The organism is Achromobacter sp. Marseille-Q4954, from assembly GCF_943737025.1.
In the GTDB taxonomy this organism is placed as follows: Bacteria; Pseudomonadota; Gammaproteobacteria; order Burkholderiales; family Burkholderiaceae_B; genus Achromobacter; species Achromobacter bronchisepticus_A.
On sequence record NZ_CALSFQ010000002.1, the window covers coordinates 1 to 15,777 of the forward strand.

General features: G+C 63.9%; 12 protein-coding genes and 2 pseudogenes. 6 read left to right on the plus strand and 8 right to left on the minus strand.

Annotated elements, in window-relative coordinates; all coding sequences use genetic code 11:
- Positions 1-222 precede the first annotated feature (222 nt).
- The 3 genes and pseudogenes from NGK62_RS18040 to NGK62_RS18050 all read right to left on the minus strand — a co-directional run.
- Positions 223-2,631: pseudogene (locus tag NGK62_RS18040) on the minus strand (autotransporter outer membrane beta-barrel domain-containing protein); the annotation flags it as partial.
- Between the two features lie 657 nt (positions 2,632-3,288).
- Entirely contained in the window at positions 3,289-5,136 is a 1,848-nt protein-coding gene (locus tag NGK62_RS18045) for a M48 family metallopeptidase (RefSeq protein ID WP_251879672.1), read from the minus strand.
- Positions 5,137-5,138: 2 nt separating this feature from the next.
- Complete coding sequence (locus NGK62_RS18050; protein WP_251879674.1) at positions 5,139-7,148, minus strand: DUF4034 domain-containing protein; 2,010 nt, start codon at positions 7,146-7,148, stop codon at positions 5,139-5,141.
- A gap of 391 nt (positions 7,149-7,539) precedes the next feature.
- Here NGK62_RS18050 and NGK62_RS18055 point away from each other — a divergent pair, with 391 nt between their 5' ends.
- Together NGK62_RS18055 and NGK62_RS18060 are read left to right on the plus strand one after the other, a co-directional pair.
- Positions 7,540-8,532: a DUF4917 family protein gene (locus NGK62_RS18055; RefSeq protein ID WP_118932135.1), complete on the plus strand. Its 993-nt coding sequence runs from the start codon at positions 7,540-7,542 to the stop codon at positions 8,530-8,532.
- 96 nt (positions 8,533-8,628) lie between these two features.
- Positions 8,629-9,354: a hydrogenase maturation nickel metallochaperone HypA gene (locus NGK62_RS18060; protein WP_251879676.1), complete on the plus strand. Its 726-nt coding sequence runs from the start codon at positions 8,629-8,631 to the stop codon at positions 9,352-9,354.
- A 14-nt stretch (positions 9,355-9,368) separates the two neighbouring features.
- On the opposite strand, the gene NGK62_RS18065 is transcribed toward NGK62_RS18060, so the two are convergent.
- The gene (locus NGK62_RS18065; protein WP_059373299.1) at positions 9,369-9,875 is read right to left on the minus strand and encodes a hypothetical protein; all 507 of its coding nucleotides are present in this window, start codon (positions 9,873-9,875) and stop codon (positions 9,369-9,371) included.
- Between the two features lie 173 nt (positions 9,876-10,048).
- Between NGK62_RS18065 and NGK62_RS18070 the strand changes: the two genes are divergently transcribed.
- From NGK62_RS18070 to NGK62_RS18080, 3 genes are all read left to right on the plus strand, one after another.
- Complete coding sequence (locus tag NGK62_RS18070; protein ID WP_251879677.1) at positions 10,049-10,420, plus strand: hypothetical protein; 372 nt, start codon at positions 10,049-10,051, stop codon at positions 10,418-10,420.
- A 245-nt stretch (positions 10,421-10,665) separates the two neighbouring features.
- The gene (locus tag NGK62_RS18075) at positions 10,666-11,310 is read left to right on the plus strand and encodes a hypothetical protein (protein ID WP_059373295.1); all 645 of its coding nucleotides are present in this window, start codon (positions 10,666-10,668) and stop codon (positions 11,308-11,310) included.
- A gap of 28 nt (positions 11,311-11,338) precedes the next feature.
- The gene (locus tag NGK62_RS18080) at positions 11,339-11,911 is read left to right on the plus strand and encodes an HD domain-containing protein (RefSeq protein WP_251879678.1); all 573 of its coding nucleotides are present in this window, start codon (positions 11,339-11,341) and stop codon (positions 11,909-11,911) included.
- Between the two features lie 24 nt (positions 11,912-11,935).
- On the opposite strand, the gene NGK62_RS18085 is transcribed toward NGK62_RS18080, so the two are convergent.
- From NGK62_RS18085 to NGK62_RS18095, 4 genes and pseudogenes are all read right to left on the minus strand, one after another.
- Positions 11,936-12,847 carry a DMT family transporter gene (locus tag NGK62_RS18085; RefSeq protein ID WP_251879679.1) on the minus strand — a complete coding sequence of 304 codons (912 nt, stop codon included), beginning with the start codon at positions 12,845-12,847 and terminating at the stop codon, positions 11,936-11,938.
- A gap of 60 nt (positions 12,848-12,907) precedes the next feature.
- Positions 12,908-13,426: a GNAT family N-acetyltransferase gene (locus tag NGK62_RS32425; RefSeq protein ID WP_502803182.1), complete on the minus strand. Its 519-nt coding sequence runs from the start codon at positions 13,424-13,426 to the stop codon at positions 12,908-12,910.
- 111 nt (positions 13,427-13,537) lie between these two features.
- Positions 13,538-13,831 (minus strand): annotated as a pseudogene (locus tag NGK62_RS32430) (MarR family winged helix-turn-helix transcriptional regulator); the annotation flags it as partial.
- Between the two features lie 133 nt (positions 13,832-13,964).
- Positions 13,965-14,915 (minus strand): GlxA family transcriptional regulator, encoded by a 951-nt coding sequence (locus NGK62_RS18095; RefSeq protein WP_251879681.1) that lies wholly within the window; start codon positions 14,913-14,915, stop codon positions 13,965-13,967.
- 151 nt (positions 14,916-15,066) lie between these two features.
- Here NGK62_RS18095 and NGK62_RS18100 point away from each other — a divergent pair, with 151 nt between their 5' ends.
- Entirely contained in the window at positions 15,067-15,684 is a 618-nt protein-coding gene (locus NGK62_RS18100) for a cysteine hydrolase family protein (RefSeq protein WP_251879682.1), read from the plus strand.
- The last annotated feature ends 93 nt before the right edge of the window (positions 15,685-15,777 follow it).

A 15,777-nucleotide genomic window follows, 5' to 3' on the forward strand; every position in this document is an offset into this window, starting at 1 on the left:
CATCGGCGTTGACCTCCAGGGGCAGATAGCGATGGATGGCGGACATGGAGCCGCGCGCCATCACGCCGTGCATGTCGACGCTGCCCGCCGCGGTCTTGCCCTCGGGGCGCCACTGTCCTTGCACGCGGGATTGCTGGGCGCGGCGGCGCAATCCACCGTCGATCGCAGGTACCAGTTCTGCAGCCCGCTGCCGTCCACGCTGGAGCGTTGCAACGTATAGGCATACGGGCCCGCGGCGACGTAGCCGCCGGCATTACCTAGCGTGAACGCGCTGGTGGCCGTGGTGCCGCCATTGACGGCATCGACCAGCAGAATGCCGTTGCCGGTAGTCACGGCGCCCGCGCCGCCGGCGTTGGTGACGATCAGTGAAGACGAGCCTGAGGCCGTGCCGCCATTGATCACCAGGCGGTCTGACGGCGAACTATCGTCGCCGAGCAAGGTGTTCATCGCGATCCTGCCGCCCTGGCCTGCGTAGTTCGGCGTCGTCAGCGTGGTGCCGGGCGCGGTGCCGGTGCCCATATTGATGAGGCCGGCATTGGTCACGCCGGCCACAGTCTGGTTGTAGCCGCTCAGATCGAGTGTACCCGCTGCCGCCACGTTCACGGCTGAGTTGGGACTCAGCGTGGAGGCCGCGCCCGCGCGCAGCACGCCGTTATTGACGTTGGTCGGACCGCCATAGGTGTTCTGCGCAGTCAGGATCGTCGTGCCGGTGCCGTTCTGATTGACGGTGCCGCTGCCGGAAATCAGGCCGGCGAACGTGACCGCGTCGGAGCGATTGAAGCTTAGCGCGCCGCTGTTGGCCACGTCGCCCAGGATGGCGCCGGATGTGCCGCCATTGCCCAATTGGAGCGTGCCTGCCGCAATCGTGGTGCCGCCGGTGTAGGTGTTGTCCGCCGTCAGTGTCGTGGTGCCAGAGCCGATCTGGTTGACCGTGCCGCTGCCGGAAATCAGGCCCGGGAATGTCTGGACATCGGATCGGTTGAATGTCAGCGCGCCGTTGTTGGTCACGTCGCCCGGGATGGCACCCGTGGTGCCGCCATTGCCCAGCTGCAATGTACCCGCCGAGATCGTGGTGCCGCCGGTGTAGGTATTGTCTGCCGTCAGGATGGTGGTGCCTGTGCCGATCTGGTTGACCACGCCGCCGCCCGAGATCTGGCCGGCGAAGGTCTGGACGTCGGAACGGTTGAAGGTCAGCGCGCCGTTGTCGACCACATTGCCCAGGATCGCGCCGGAAGTGCCGCCACTGCCTAGCTGCAGCGTGCCGGCCGAGATCGTGGTGCCGCCGGTATAGGTGCTGTCCGCCGTCAGCACCGTGGTGCCGGCGCCGATCTGGCTGACCGAACCGCTGCCGGAAATCTGGCCTGCGAACGTCAGGGTGTTGGAGCGATCGAACACCAGCGCCCCATTGTTCGCTACGTTGCCGACGATCGCGCCCGTGGTGCCGCCATTGCCCAACTGCAAGGTTCCAGCCGCGATGGCGGTGCCGCCGGTATAGGTGTTGTTGGCCGTCAGTATCGTGGCGCCGGTGCCATTCTGGTTGACCACGCCGCTGCCCGAGATCAGGCCTGCGAACGTCACGCTGTCAGTGCGGTTGAAGTTCAGGATGCCGTTGTTTGCGACGTTGCCCACGATGGCGCCGCTGGTGCCGCCATTGCCCAATTGCAGCGTGCCGCCGGCGATCGTGGTACCGCCCGTGTAATTGTTGTTGGCGGTCAGTATTGTGGTGCCGTTGTAGGTGCTGAGCTTGCCCGCGCCGGTGATGCCGGGAGTAAACACATAGCCGGCGGTGTTGGTGTGGTTGAACACCAGTCCGCCTGTTGCGCCCAGGGTCAGGCTGGGACTGGGGCCCGTCAACGACAGCGTGCCTGGGGCCGCCGCAGCGGCCAGCGCGGCAGCGCCGATATTGATGACGCCTTGTGAACTGGCCGCTCCGCCAACCACGGCGCTGGTCGCACTGACCACGGCATCGTTCGAAATGGTCACGGCGCCGTTGCCCGAAGCGCCCACGCTGAGTTGAGCGCTGCTGTTCCACTGCGTGCCAGCGCCGCTGACCGTCACCACGCCCACGCTGCCCGGGTCGTAGCCGACAACGGCGGCCGCATTGCTCACGACCGCGCTGTCGCTGATCTGCAGCGTGCCGTTGCCGGTCTGGCCCACGCGCATGAAGCCGGTAGTGTTCAGCTGCGATCCCAGGCCGCTTACCGTAACGGTGCCGGTGCCGCCCGCCGCCACGCCCACATAAGTGTTGGTCGTGCTTCTGACGACACCGCCGTTCGAAACACCCAGCGTGCCCGTGCCCGAGAACCCTACGGACAGGCCAGCGCTGTTCGTCCATTGCGCTCCCGTGCCGCTCACCGTCACATGGCCGGTGCTGCCGACCTGCCGGCCGATGAAGCCGGATCCGTTGGACACCACGCCGGTCGCGCCAATCTGCAGCGTGCCGGTACTAGTGTTGCCTACCGTGAGGGAACTGGCTCCCAGGTTCCAGGGCGAACTCTGCGACCCGGGAACGGTGACTATCGATCCGCCGTCGATGGTCTGGGAGTAGGCGGGGAAAGCGCCCAACGCGATCAGGAATGCGCTGGAAAGCCTGAATGACAAGCGGACGTCAATTGGTGACAAGGGCTGCATCTTCTCTACTCACTTAATCAAAAGAAATTCAGTGAAGTGATCGTCTGCGCGTAATGCCTGCCAATTGAATTTGCCGGTGGGTGAACAACCGACGAGGGCAGGCAACAAGAATAAGCCTGTTTATCGTTGTTGTTACAACAATAAATAGGGTCATATAACGACGCGCAGGAATGTGTGGCTTCCCGTCTACTCAGACGGCAGCCATGGAGGTGCGGTGAAAGTGCCGGGCGATCAGGGAACCGAAGCGATTCCGATCAGAGGCGGGAAATGGACGGAGGCTGAACCCGGGCGCGCGCGCAAGGCGGTGCGACGGCAGACGAGGCCGAGGGGGAGAGGGGACGTACAGGCAACGCGCATGGCAGATCGAACCGACAAAAAAATGCCTAGCCTCAGTAGTTCTGTTCCATGGCAGAGCTGCTTGGACCTCCGGATTCAGCACATGGTCTGGAAATGCACGAACGAGGGTTTTGCAAAGGAGGTCAGGTTCAGATTAGTGCTGGAAAATCCAGGCGCGATTGATGCAAATCAATGGTCTCGCGCGACGCGCGCTTAATCAGCTGTTTATGCGCAGAGCACTGTCGGGTTCCCACAACCGATAGCAATACTGTTGCGGATTGCAGCGATAGTGCGTGGCGCGGCGTTCGGTGTTCGAGCCGCTCAGGCCCCGGTCCGGCGCAGCAGGCCGGCCGGTGTGCACTGGCTCAGCAAGGGGTCGCCGGCCTCCATAAGCACAGGTTCGACAGGGAGGCGCAGGCGCGGCAGCAGCCGCGCCAGCAGCATCTCGCAATCGCGCCGCAAATAGCTTTGTTCGCCCGTCAGTTTGCCGATGGCGCGCGCCCATGCCGAATCCTGCGCCAGCACCAGCAGCGCGAGATGGCCGTTGCCGGCTTCGCGCAACAGCCAGACGCCGGTGGCGGCGCGCAGTAGCGGATCCAGCGTGTCGGCGAATTTGCGCAGTTCGGATTCACTGAGACCATGCGGTTGGTAGCGCGCGTGGCCGTCCTCGGTCTGGAGCTGCCGCTGCAGCCTGTCCGCCTCCACCCGCCAAGCTTGCGCTTGGCTGGCATCACCGCGCCGTAGCGCCGCTGCCGTCAACTGGCGCAGGCAGGGCTGGCGATGGAGGCCGGGTTGCTCGATGGCTTGCTGCCATAGCGCCTCGGCGCCTGCTTCCAGGCGCGAAGTCTCGGCGTTGGTCTGGTGGGCAGCCCGTCGTAGCTGTAGCGCGGCCAGTTGGCAAAGCGTGGGCAGGTGGCCGGGATGATCCTGCAAATTCTGTTCGAGCATGGCGGCGGCGCCGTCCGCGTCGCCGGTCAGCGTGTCGGCGTACCAGGCCATGCGCGCCCGTTCGTCGGCCGACAGCGTGCGCAGGCGCTGCTTGCGCAGCAGCTCGTGATGGCCGGCAATGGCTTCGTCGCGTTCGTTTTGCGCCTCGCGGGTGGCCTGCTCAATGGCGTCGCGCTGCGATTCATCCAGCGCACGGGCCAGGGGCAGGCGCTGGTCGGCCAGCCATGCTTCAGCGGCATTGGGCGCGGCGCGGCGCCAGGGCAGGGGACTGGCGCTGGTTGCATGCAGCGCGGCCAGACGGTCCGACAGGGAAGGATGCGTGTCGTCATCGGCGGTTGGGATGCACAGCGCCTGATGCAGCCAGGCCTGCGCTTCGGCCTCGTCGCGAGGGCAGGGCAGCTCGGCCGCGCCGGCCAGCCGCGCATGTGGCGAGGGTGGCTGTGCGTCAGAGGCTTGTGCGTAGACGTCCGGCCAATACTCGCGCAAGGCCCGGCCCTGCAAGGACACGGCCAGCAGCGCGCTCGCTGCGGCATCGGCGCCACAGGCTAGCGCAGACTGCGCATCGGCCTCGTACTCGCACTCCCGCGCAAAATCCAGGCTCGCCGCCAAAAAGCGCGGCACGTGCCAATTCATGAAGAGGCGCAGCGGTCCCGTCGACAGCCCCTTGCGCCGTTCCAGCTGCCTTGCGGCTTCTTGCCATTGCAGGCGCGCAAAGTACACCCGGCTGGCGTAGCGCCCGTGGCTGCCCGCGATATGCGCGCATTCATGCGCCAGGATGGCGCGGCAGGACTCGGCCGAGAGCATCTCCAGCAGCGGCTGTCCCAGCCACAGCACGTTGCGCGTGCGGCCCAGCAGGCGCCGGTGCTGCCGGATGCTGGCGTTGAACTCGCCGTTCAGGTAGACGGCATCCAGCGCCGGTGCACCCAGGCGGGCGCGCACTTGCTCGATCTCGCGGAACAGCGCGGGAGCGTCTTCGGGTTGCAGGCGTATGCCGTCCTCCGCGCCTGGCGGGCGCGCGGCAAAAGGCAGCCGCAGCATCGCCCAGCCCGCGAACGGCAGGGGCAGCGTCAACGCCGCCGCAGCCATGCCCAGGACTCCCGGCAAGGCTGCGTACAGCCATGCGGGCGCCGTGCATAGCGCCACGCCGGCGCCCGCCAAGGCGGCATCGCCCAGCCATAGCCGGGCAGACAGCTTCAATCCCGACAGGCTGCCGCGCGCCATGCTTACTGCGCGGCCGGCTTGGGCGGCAGGTCTTCGGCCGACACGCCGCCGCGGCCCAGATAGGCGCCGAACACCGTGCCTATGGTCTTGACCAGGCTGTGCGAGTTCATCACCTGAGCCTGGATGTCTTCGATGTCCTCGTCGTCCGGCTGCAGGCGGCAGGCATGCTGCGCCCATTCGATCGCGGCAAAGCGGTTCTTCTTGGCGCCGCGGCCATGCGTGTAGGCCAGCGCGATCTCGGCGCTGGCGCGCCCGGCGCGCCAGTCGTCGTCTTCCTCGACCAGCGGGCGCAGGTAGGCGCGCACGCCTTCCTGCTGCTCCTGCTCGGTGCCGTGGTCGCGCAGCAGCACGCCGATGCGCAGGCGGGCCAGCGCCTCCGCGCGCGGCTCCTCGCGTGCGCCTTGCAGCAGCCACAACACCCGGTCCAGGTTCTCGCGGTGCGAAAAGTCCATCTCGCCGTCGAAGATATTGCGATGGGCCATGTTGTACTTCGCCAGCGGCGAACCATCCTCCACCGCGCGCGCCAGCCACTGGTCGCGCACTTCGTTGTCCAGGTAGCTGTCGGGCGTGTTGTCGCGGAACCCACGGTGGATGTCGTACATGCTGCAGGCGGCGTCCGGTACGCGCCGATCCGCCAACTGCCGCGACAGGAAATAGCCCTGCTCATGGTCGCCGCCATCCCATAGCATCGCGGCGGCCGCCAGCACGTTGAAATCGTCATCCATCTGGTCCGCCGCCAGCACCGCTGCGCGGTCCAGCAGCTGCTGCGCACGCGCGGGATCCTGAGCAAAACCCCAGCGGCCGAACTGATGCGCCACGGCCGCCAGCGCATGCGCCGTGGCCACTTGATCCCAGCCGCACATGCGTTCCAGCACGCGCTTGAACGCGCCGTCGTCGTCGGGCTGGTGATGGATGATGCTCACATGCGCGAAGCTGCGGAACGGCCCGTCCACCTGCGCGAAATACTCGTTCGGCCCGAATGCCGCCACGCTTTGGCCATGCAGTGCGCGGGCGCGCGCCTGGTCCTGCAGCGAATAGCTGGCGAACTGCGCGTAGTAGCCCAAGGCCATGCCACGCTCGGTCGGCCGAAGCTCGCGCGCCAGGAACGACTCGAAAATGCGGCGGTACTCGTCGACCGCCTCGGTGTCGTCCGGTTCCGGATAGCTGTCCAGCGAGTCATAAATCCCGATCCAGCGGATCGCATTGCGCTGCGGCTCCGTCAGCGCCGCGCATAGCGGGCCGCCGGCCATGCCGTCGATGTCCTCGTAGCTGCCGCCCCAACGCGGTTGCAGGTACTGCGCGTAGGCCGTCAGCGCACCCAGATGCCCGGGCCGCAGTTCCAGCGCACGCAGCAGCCAGTAATCCTTGGCCTGCTCCATTTCATGCTCGGCGCGCGGCGCCAGCCAGGCCGGCAAGGCTTGCGGCGCCTGCGCGAGTCGCGGCACGCCCACAGACGCCAGATGCGCCAGCGCCGCATCCATCAGGCCGTCTTCCTCGATGTCGTCATGCGTCAAGGTCGCGGGCGGATTACCCGTGAACAGCGCGCGCAGCCAGTAGGGTTCCTTGAAATGCGCGGCCAGCTGCATCATCGTCACGCAGGCTGCAATCGGGCGCGGAGAAAGCGCCATCGCCTGCAGCAGCGCCGCCGCAGAGCTTTCACAAGCCAGCGCCGCGCCCAGCCAGCGGTCCTGGGTCACGCTGTCCGCCCAGCCATAACCGCGTATATCGGCCGCGCGGCCATAGCAGAAATTGCCCATCACCAGCTGCGCGTGATACGAGTCCGGGCAGGCGGCGATCCAGGCTTGCAGAAAGTCCGAAGCGTCCTGGTACGACACGGTCGAATAGTCGAACAGCGTGCCGGAATTGGCCGCCTCGAAATAGGGCGCGCCGGGGTTTTCCGTGTCCGCCCAGTCTTGCTGTTCCAGGTCGGCGTAATAGGCGTCGAGCTGCGCGTAGGCGCGGGATTGAACCAGGGCGCGGACGTCGCGGCGGATGGAGGAGAGGGATTGCAAGGAGGCACCTGATGAAAGGGACGTGATTTACCCGCGGGCGGGGCGGGCAGATGATGCCTGAGTTGGGCGCAAGGTTGCGAAACCAATGCGACAAAATGACAAAAAATATGACAAATAGAAAACGGGCAATGGGTTCACGTTCGGGCCCTGCTGGGGCCTGGGAAAGAAGGGGCAAAAGCTGCCTTAGTTTCGGAGTTGAACGCCCCGCCAAAAATGACAGTATACGAATATAGGTTTCAAAATGTATTTTCGCCGAGGCTGAACAGGCGTCGTGTCATCGCCCGCAGCGCCTTGTAGCCAAGACCAAGTTTGGCGCGCAAGGCGGCGCCGGACGGTGTGGTCTTCAGCCAATACCCCGCGTCGCCCCAATCACCAGGGATAAGGCTGCAACATGGCTCACAAGATCTTCAATTGGCAGGACCTCGAAAATGACTTCTCCGACACCTTGCTCGTCGGCAATGGAGCGAGCGTCGCCGTCAGCGGCGAGTTCGGATACACGGGCTTGTTCGAAGCCGCGCAGGTGCACAGCTTTATCGACGCCAAGGCGCAGGATGTATTCGAGCGCTTTGAGACCGATGATTTTGAATTCGTGCTCCGGCGGCTCTGGCAAGCGAAACAAGTGAATGCCGCCCTGGGTATCGCCGTGAAAGAGGTGGACGAAGCCTATGCCGCGGTACGCAAGGCGCTCATTCAAACGGTCCGGAAAGTACATGTTTCCTACGAGGAGGCCAGACCCCACCTGGAACCGATCTACAAGTTCATGCGGCGGTTCCGCACCGTCGTTTCATTGAACTACGACCTCATCGTCTACTGGGCAGCGCAATTGGGCAATGAAGCGCTGGGCAGCCGCTATCACTTCAAGGACGGCTTCAACAAGAACGCCTTCGCGGATAACTGGGCGATGTATCGGCAATCCTACGGATCTGTCGATAATCCAACGATCTATTGCTACCCGCACGGCAACATCGTGCTGGGAGTGACGCCGTCCTTCGAAGAACACAAGCTCGTAGCCGGACCGCAGGGCTTGCTAGATCTGATCTTCGAAGAGTGGCGCTCGGGCGGCCGCGTGCCGCTGTTCGTGTGCGACGGCACGTCCGACCAGAAGTTGGACGCCATCCAGAAGTCGCATTACTTGCGCAGCGTTTACAACGGCCCCTTGAGCGAGGTCGGAAAGTCCCTCGTCATCTATGGCTGGGGCATCGCCAAGCAGGAAGGGCACATCCTCAATCAGATCGCCGCGGCAGCGCCCGATCGCGTCGCCGTGTCTGTCCACGAAGGCATGCAGACGTATTGCGACCACGCGCACAAAGCGCTTACGGATATAGGCGTCAAGGACGTGCGGTTCTTCCATTCAGATAGCGACGGCGCCTGGCACAACCCCTAATCCTTCAACCCGATCGGCTCTCATTGATCGGTCCGGTATTGCGTTGCTGGCAGCCGACAGGAGCCTGCGCGGCAAGTTTCTGTCCAAGGAGTACGTATGGCGGCAAGAAAGACCAAGCGACCTCAGAATGCGTGCCGCGAATGCGGCCACACCTGGTATCCAAGGGGCAACAGCCGTTCGCTGAAGTGTCCGAACTGCGGCAATCGGGATGTGAAAATCGTGGGGCCGGGCATATTGGGAGCCGCAGTGCTAGCCGGTTTCCTGTTTCTTTCGAGCGGCAACAAACCGGATACATCGAAGGCGTCGGCGCCGGCCAATCCCGCAGTCAACGCCGCGATTGCGCAAACGTCGCCAGCACCTGCTGCAATGGGTACCCCTCAGAGGCAGGAGCAGGCGCTCAGCGTACCCAAAGCGCCGAACGGGGCAACGTGGCCGACCGGAGCAGGATACGTCAACGGATATGAGTCGCGGGATTTCGGTGGTTCGGTCGTCAACCTGGTCAATCAAAAAACAGGCAACGCATTCTTTGTGAAGCTGGTCAGCAGCGCGCGGGGCGTCCAGTTCAGCAGCAGGCATGTCTATGTAGGACCCAACCAACAGTTTTCGATCGTCAATGTTGCGCCGGGCGATTACTACCTGGCGTTCCAGGACTTGATGAGCAGGAAGTTCTACAGGACCAAGGACTTTTCCCTGACCCAGGGGCCGTCGTCGGTGGATGCTGGCAGGCTGCGCTACACCACCATCGGATTCGAATTCACCGGGCAGGGCGGCGGATATGAGGATGCCCAACAGATTCCGGCGGCGGATTTTGGGGGCAGGTGACCTTTGGGTTGGGTTCAAACAGCTTCCGGTTTGATGCCTGCCGCAATCAGACGCCAGGATGGAATTCGATACTCGTACGATGCCTCCTCCAGCGTCTGATACCGCTGAAACCAGGGCGCAAGATGGTTTTCAACATCCGTTGCCAAGGTCGACAGCCAGTCTTCCATGTCTTGCGCATCGCTGATCTTGAGCACAGCGCCGCTGCCCAGGGTGGGTTCCTGGACCAGCCCCTCTCCCGGTTTCAAATAGGCGCGGCGGTACATCCGCCCCTTGTTCCATACCTCGGCCGGCACGTAGACCGGCCATTCCTTTTCATATGGAAAGGACACGTAGACGCCCAAGGACACGTGCTGCGCGTTGTCGAACGAACCCTTGTAGCGGATCAGTTCCACGCCTTGCTGCAATTCGCCGCAGGCTCGCCACAGGCAACGCTTGCCCTTTTTCTTCCAGCCCGCGAATGCGGGCTGCGCGCGCAACCGCTCCATGACGCCTTGCTCCAGATCGGCCAGGGCTATCGGCATGCGAGCCTCCAGGGCATAAGGGCAAATTTCTGACTGCAATATTGCAAATGCATGTTCGTAGGTCCTCCGTGCTGGAGCTCTTCAGGCTTCAACGGTGTGTCGCAAGGTATCATGCGCTGGTTTTCACGGCTCGACCTCCTTGACAGTCAGAAGGCTCTTCAATGAAAAAAAGCATGCCACTGGTATTGCTGTCGTCCATGCTGCTGACGGCTTGCGGTCCCGACAAAATCATCGCCGATCGGCCTTCGCCTGACGGGAAATATCACGTTGAGGTCCGCAAGTGTCCGCAGCGCGGGTCCCTGACCTGGGACGAGCAGACCCAGGTATCCGTGGTCGAGGCAGGCGTATCGGAAAAGTGCAATGCGTTCATCGTGGCGCTGACGCAGTTCCGGTCGTATACGCCTGATGAGCAACTACAGCTTGAATGGATTTCCGATACGGAACTCAGGGCCTGGCATCCCGCGTTCGAGCCGAAGAATGGCCCTTGGGCCAGCACGATCAAGCAGGGCGCGCCGGTCAAGGTGATATTCGCGCCCAAGAGCTAGTCGGAGGCCGGTCATACCGCGATCTGCCGGAGCCGTGTCGTAAACGTGATAATTTGTTGCCCGTCGGCGCAGTTGTGACTGCTTGAATCCACAGCTTCCAATGAATTCGGATTATCCGCAGGCATATGCCCATGGATTGCCGATTTCTTGCCCATTCGTGCCGTGCCATTTGTGTTTGAATACGCGCCGTTTGCGCGCGTGGTTTGCCAGCCGCAAGACCCATATTCGACGGAGCCTGATCCAGTATGCATTTCAGAGTTTTGGCCATAGGGCTGCTGATGGCCGGCGGCAACATTGCGCAGGCCGCCACGGTGCAGGACGTCTTCAACGGAAAAATGCTGGGCAAGAGCCAGGCGCATTTCGAATCGATAACCGGCGCGCCGCAGGAATCCTACGGCGACGATCGGGTGTTCGAGGTGCAGGGCTGCCTGATCACCGCGACGATCAAGTCGGGCAAGGTATCGGCGCTGAGCATGGATGCATCCGAAGCCTGCCAGCCCGACCTCGCCAGTTTCATTGGCGAATATGCGCCCAAGCCAGGGCAGAAACTCACCCCCGCCGCCTTTGGTCCGGACCTGACCTATACGGCCGATTGCCTGACGGACTGCGGCAATGCCGCCGATCCCTGGGTCTACGCAAGCTGGACCGCGCCGCGCGCAGCCGGCGGCATGGAGGTCATGCTGGGCTTTGTGCAGGCCGGAGACGAGGCGCTGGATGCAGCCGAAAGATGGGCCTCGCAGATGGAAAAGGCCGAAGGCCAGGATTACCTGCTCAACAACAAATTCAATTGCGACGCCCGCTACAACGATGTGGCCGAGGCCGCCTTCAGGAATGTGGCCGCGACCAGCGTCAAGGTCGGGTTCGATCTGCCGAAGGAGCCTTGCCGCTAGGCTGCGCCGCAATGGGTTGAGATTGAGCATGGACATCGACAAAATCAAAGGCCGGCTGGCCTTTCTGCAGGAAGCCGAAAAACTCAAGAGCGTGCTGCGTAGCGGATTCACGTCCACGGGCCGCCCGGAAAGCACTGCTGAACACAGCTGGCGCTTGTGCCTGATGGCCATGGCCTTTGAGGACGAGTTGGCCGGCCTGGACATGCTCAAGGTCCTGAAGCTGTGCGTGCTGCACGATCTGGGCGAGGCCATACACGGCGACGTGCCGGCCATCGAGAAACACCAACATCCAGACAAGAGCGAGCAGGAGAAAGTCGACCTGCTGCACCTGACGCGGTCCCTGGACGAGAAGCAGCGCGCAGGAATCATGGCGCTTTGGCAGGAATATGAGGATGCCGCCACGCCGGAAGCCAAGGCCGTCAAGGCCCTGGACAAGCTGGAGACCATCTTGCAGCACTCGCAGGGTTTGAATCCGCCGGATTTTGATTATGGGTTCAATCTGACCTACGGCCAGAAGCATACCGACGCGGATCCCTTGTTTGCGCTGGTGCGCAGCGTCCTGGACGAGAAAACACGCGCCCGGATCAATCCAGAGGCCTGAACGGTTTGGCGGCCCGGAGGCCGCTCAAGCGGCGTTTGCGGGTGCGCTTGCGCGCCGTTCATGCGTGCCGAACCAGACGCCGGACAGGACCAGAACAAAAGCCCCTGTCAGGCGCCAGGTCAACGGATACGAGCCACTCAATAGCTCGATCAACACGGCCGTGATCGGCGCCAGCGCCTGAAACGACATGACGCGGCTTGCCTCCAGGCGGCTCAGCGCCCACAGCAGGCAGAAATAGCCCACCGCGCTGGACAGTCCGATGAACACCACATTCGCCCACTGAAAGCCCGACAGACTGGGCAGCAATGGCGCGCTTCGCGCCAGGCAGACGCCTGCCAGGAACAAGACCGAGACAAGCATCGCCACCACGCTGACATACATGGATGGATAGCGACGCAGGTACGGACGATATAAAAGACTGCAAGCCGCGCCGATAAACGTCGCGCCCAACAAGGCGGCCCAAGCCCAGCCATCCGCGGCGCTGCCCACCGCGGCGCTGCCCACCGCGGCGGCAGAGGGCTGCAGCAATAGTGCAATCCCCGAGACCGCCACGCCCGCGCCGATCAGCCGCGGCCAGCTGAACCGTTCGCGTCCGGTGGCAATCGCCAGGCACAGCGTCACCAGCGGCAGCGTGGAAAACACCAGCGCGCACGTGGCGGCCGGCAGGCGGGCCAGCGCGTAGTTCAACAGCAATATCAGCATCGCGAATTGCAGTATGCCCAGGCCCGCCACCGCGCAGAAATCCTTGGCCGTAAACCGTACCGACCATCGCCGCAGCATGGGCGCGGCAAGCATGAGCGCCCCGATGGCATAACGCAGGAAGGCCAAGGTCTCCGGCGACACGTCGTTCGACACTGCGCGTGTCGAGACCATTGCGGCCCCCACCAGCGCGCCCGTGATCGCGGCGGCGCAAATGGCCTGGGTGCGTTCACTCATCGGAGCCGCGCCTGTCCGCAAGCACGGATTTCATCTGGTTGCTGGGATGCATTGCGCTTCCTACAGATCCCGCGCCCAATACTGGCCCACCAGATCCTTGCCGAAGCTGTGATGCTGTTCTTCCTCGATCAGCTCGAAACCGGCCTTTTCATAGATCCGGCGCGCATCCGTCAGCACGCTGTTGGTCCACAACACCATGCGCTGGTAGCCTGCCTGCCGCGCAAAACGCAGACACTCGTCCACCAGCCGATGCCCTATGCCCAGCCCGCGCGCGGCGCCGTCCACGTACAACAGGCGCAGCTTCGCCGTGGTTTCGTCCTGCCGCACCACGAAGACCGAGCCCACCATCTTGCCGTCCTTCTCGGCGATCCAGCAGCGCTCTCGCTCGCGGTCGAATTCCCGGATGAACTTCGCCACGATCTCGGCCACCAGCGCCTCGTACTCCGAGTTCCAGCCGAATTCCTGGGCATAGACCCTCGCCTGGTTCGCCACTACCAGCCCCATGTCGCCCGGCCGCGGATCGCGCAGCACGTAGGGCAGGGGGGCTTTGTCGCCGAGCAGGTTCTGGATTTCGTTCATGGCATTGACCAGCTGCGCTTGCGCCGGCTCCGATAGCTGTTTGAGGATGGCGATGATCTCGTTGCGCGACGCTTCATTGAGCGGCGCAAACGCCGCCCGGCCCGCGTCCGTCAGTTCCAGCAAACCCACGCGCGCGTCCGCCGCCGAGCGCGTCTTGGCGATCAAACCTTTCTTTTCGAAGCCCGAGATCACGCGGCTGACATACCCCGCGTCCAGATTCAGCTCCCGGCACAGGTCCGAGGTGCTGAGCGCCGGCCGGTGAGCCAGCTCGTAGAGAATGCGGACTTCGGTCAGCGAGAACTCGCTGGCCAGCAGATGCTCGTGCAGCACCCCGATCTGGCGGGTGTAGAAGCGGTTGAAGTACCGGACCGCTTCGGCGCGGTCGTAGAGCGACTGCTCTGTCATGGGAAGTTCCAATTACTTGCTTAAGGCATATTATTATTTGCTTTAGGCAAGTATTGGAAGATTTTTTTCTGTTCGATGGCGATCATTCCGATAGGCCGGCGCTATCCGGCGCGCGGCACGGGAAGGGCCGCCATTACCGCTGCCGGAACTGCTTCCGATACCCCGCAGGCGACACCGAGAACGCCGCCGTGAAATGCTGCCGCAGCGACACCGTCGACCCGAAACCCGTAGCCTCGGCCACCCGGTCCACCGACAGCCCGCCCGTCTCCAGCAGCCGCTGCGCGGCGGCCAGCCTGTGGTTCAGCACCCACTGCGTCACGGTCGTGCCCGTCTTCAGCTTGAAGCGCCGCGTGAAATTGCGGCGGCTCAGCCCGGCCTCGTTGGCCAGGCGGTCCAGCCCCAGCGGCTCCTGTAAATGCTCGATGGCCCATTCCATGGCCACGCTTATCGGATCGCCGCCGTCCTCGCGCGTGAGCGGCCGTTCGATGTACTGCGCCTGCCCGCCATCGCGATGCGGCGCCATCACCATGCGGCGGGCCACCCGGTTCGCCAACTCCGCGCCATGGTCGCAACGCAGCAGATGCAGGCAGCAATCGATGGCGGCAGCGGTGCCGGCCGAGGTCAGGATGTCGCCGTCGTCCACGTACAAGGCCTTGCGGTCGAGCCGGATCTGCGGGTACTTGCGGGCGAAGTCGTCACTCCAGACCCAGTGCGTTGAAGCCGGTCGGCCGTCGAGCAAACCCGCCTCGGCCAGCACAAAGGCGCCCAGGCACAGGCCGATGACACGCGCGCCGCGCGCATGCGCATCGCGCAGGGCCTGCAACATGGTTTCCGGCGGGCGCTCGTCCGGATCGCGCCAGGCGGGCACGATCACCGTGTCGGCCTCGGCCAGGGCCGAATAATCGTGCGGCACATGGATATCGAAACCCGACATGGTCGCGACCGGCCCGACTGCTTCGCCGCAGACCAGCAGGCGATAGCGCGGCGCGCCCAGCCGGGCCAGGTCGTCGCCGAACACCATGCAGGGGACGGACAGGTGAAAGGAACTGATGCCCGCGAAGGCGACGACGGCGATGGTATGCATGGCGCAATGGGCTGAAATGCGGATGTGGCCCGATCCTATCATTTATTGGTATTCGGGCCACTTTCGGTTTCAAACCCGATGGCGCATCCTTGACGCCGTTCGCCCTCGTGCGTGAACAGCACACTAAACGCCTACAGATCAAGGACCTACGATGAACCACCCGACCATCCGCGCCATCGCCGGCGCCACCACCCCGCAGTCCATCGACCCGGCCAGCACCGCCTTGCTGGTGATCGACTTCCAGAATGAATATTTCAGCGGCAGGTTGCCCATTCCCGAAGGTCCGGCGGCCCTGCGCAACGCGGCTAAGCTCGTCGCCCATGCCGATCGGCATGGCATTCCGGTCTTCCATATCCAACACGCCACGCCGGCCGGCAGCCCGGTCTTCGCCGACGGCAGCGCCGGCATCGAGTTCCATCCCGACCTGCAGCCCGCGGCGGGCCATACGGTGCTGCGCAAGTCGACGGTCAGCGTGTTCCCCAGCACTGACATCGACCAGCGCCTGAAGGCGGCGGGCGTGCGCACGCTGCTGATCACCGGCCTGATGACCCACGCCTGCGTTGCAGGCGCTGCCCGAGACGCGGTGCCGCTAGGGTATCAGGTGATCGTGGCGGCTGATGCCTGCGCCACGCGCGACCTGGATACGGGTGCGGGGGAGCAGGCTGCGTTGCCGCACGCGATGCTGCATCGTGCGGCGCTGGGAAGCATCGATGACACCTTCGGCGACATCATGACGACGAAGCAGGTGCTGGAGCTGCCGTTGGCTTGAGAGGATAAGGGGCCGGGCAGGTCAGCCGGCCTGGTGCGAGTCCATCGGCATCTTGCCTGTGAGCGCGCGTTCGGGCACATGGCGTCGGCCTGC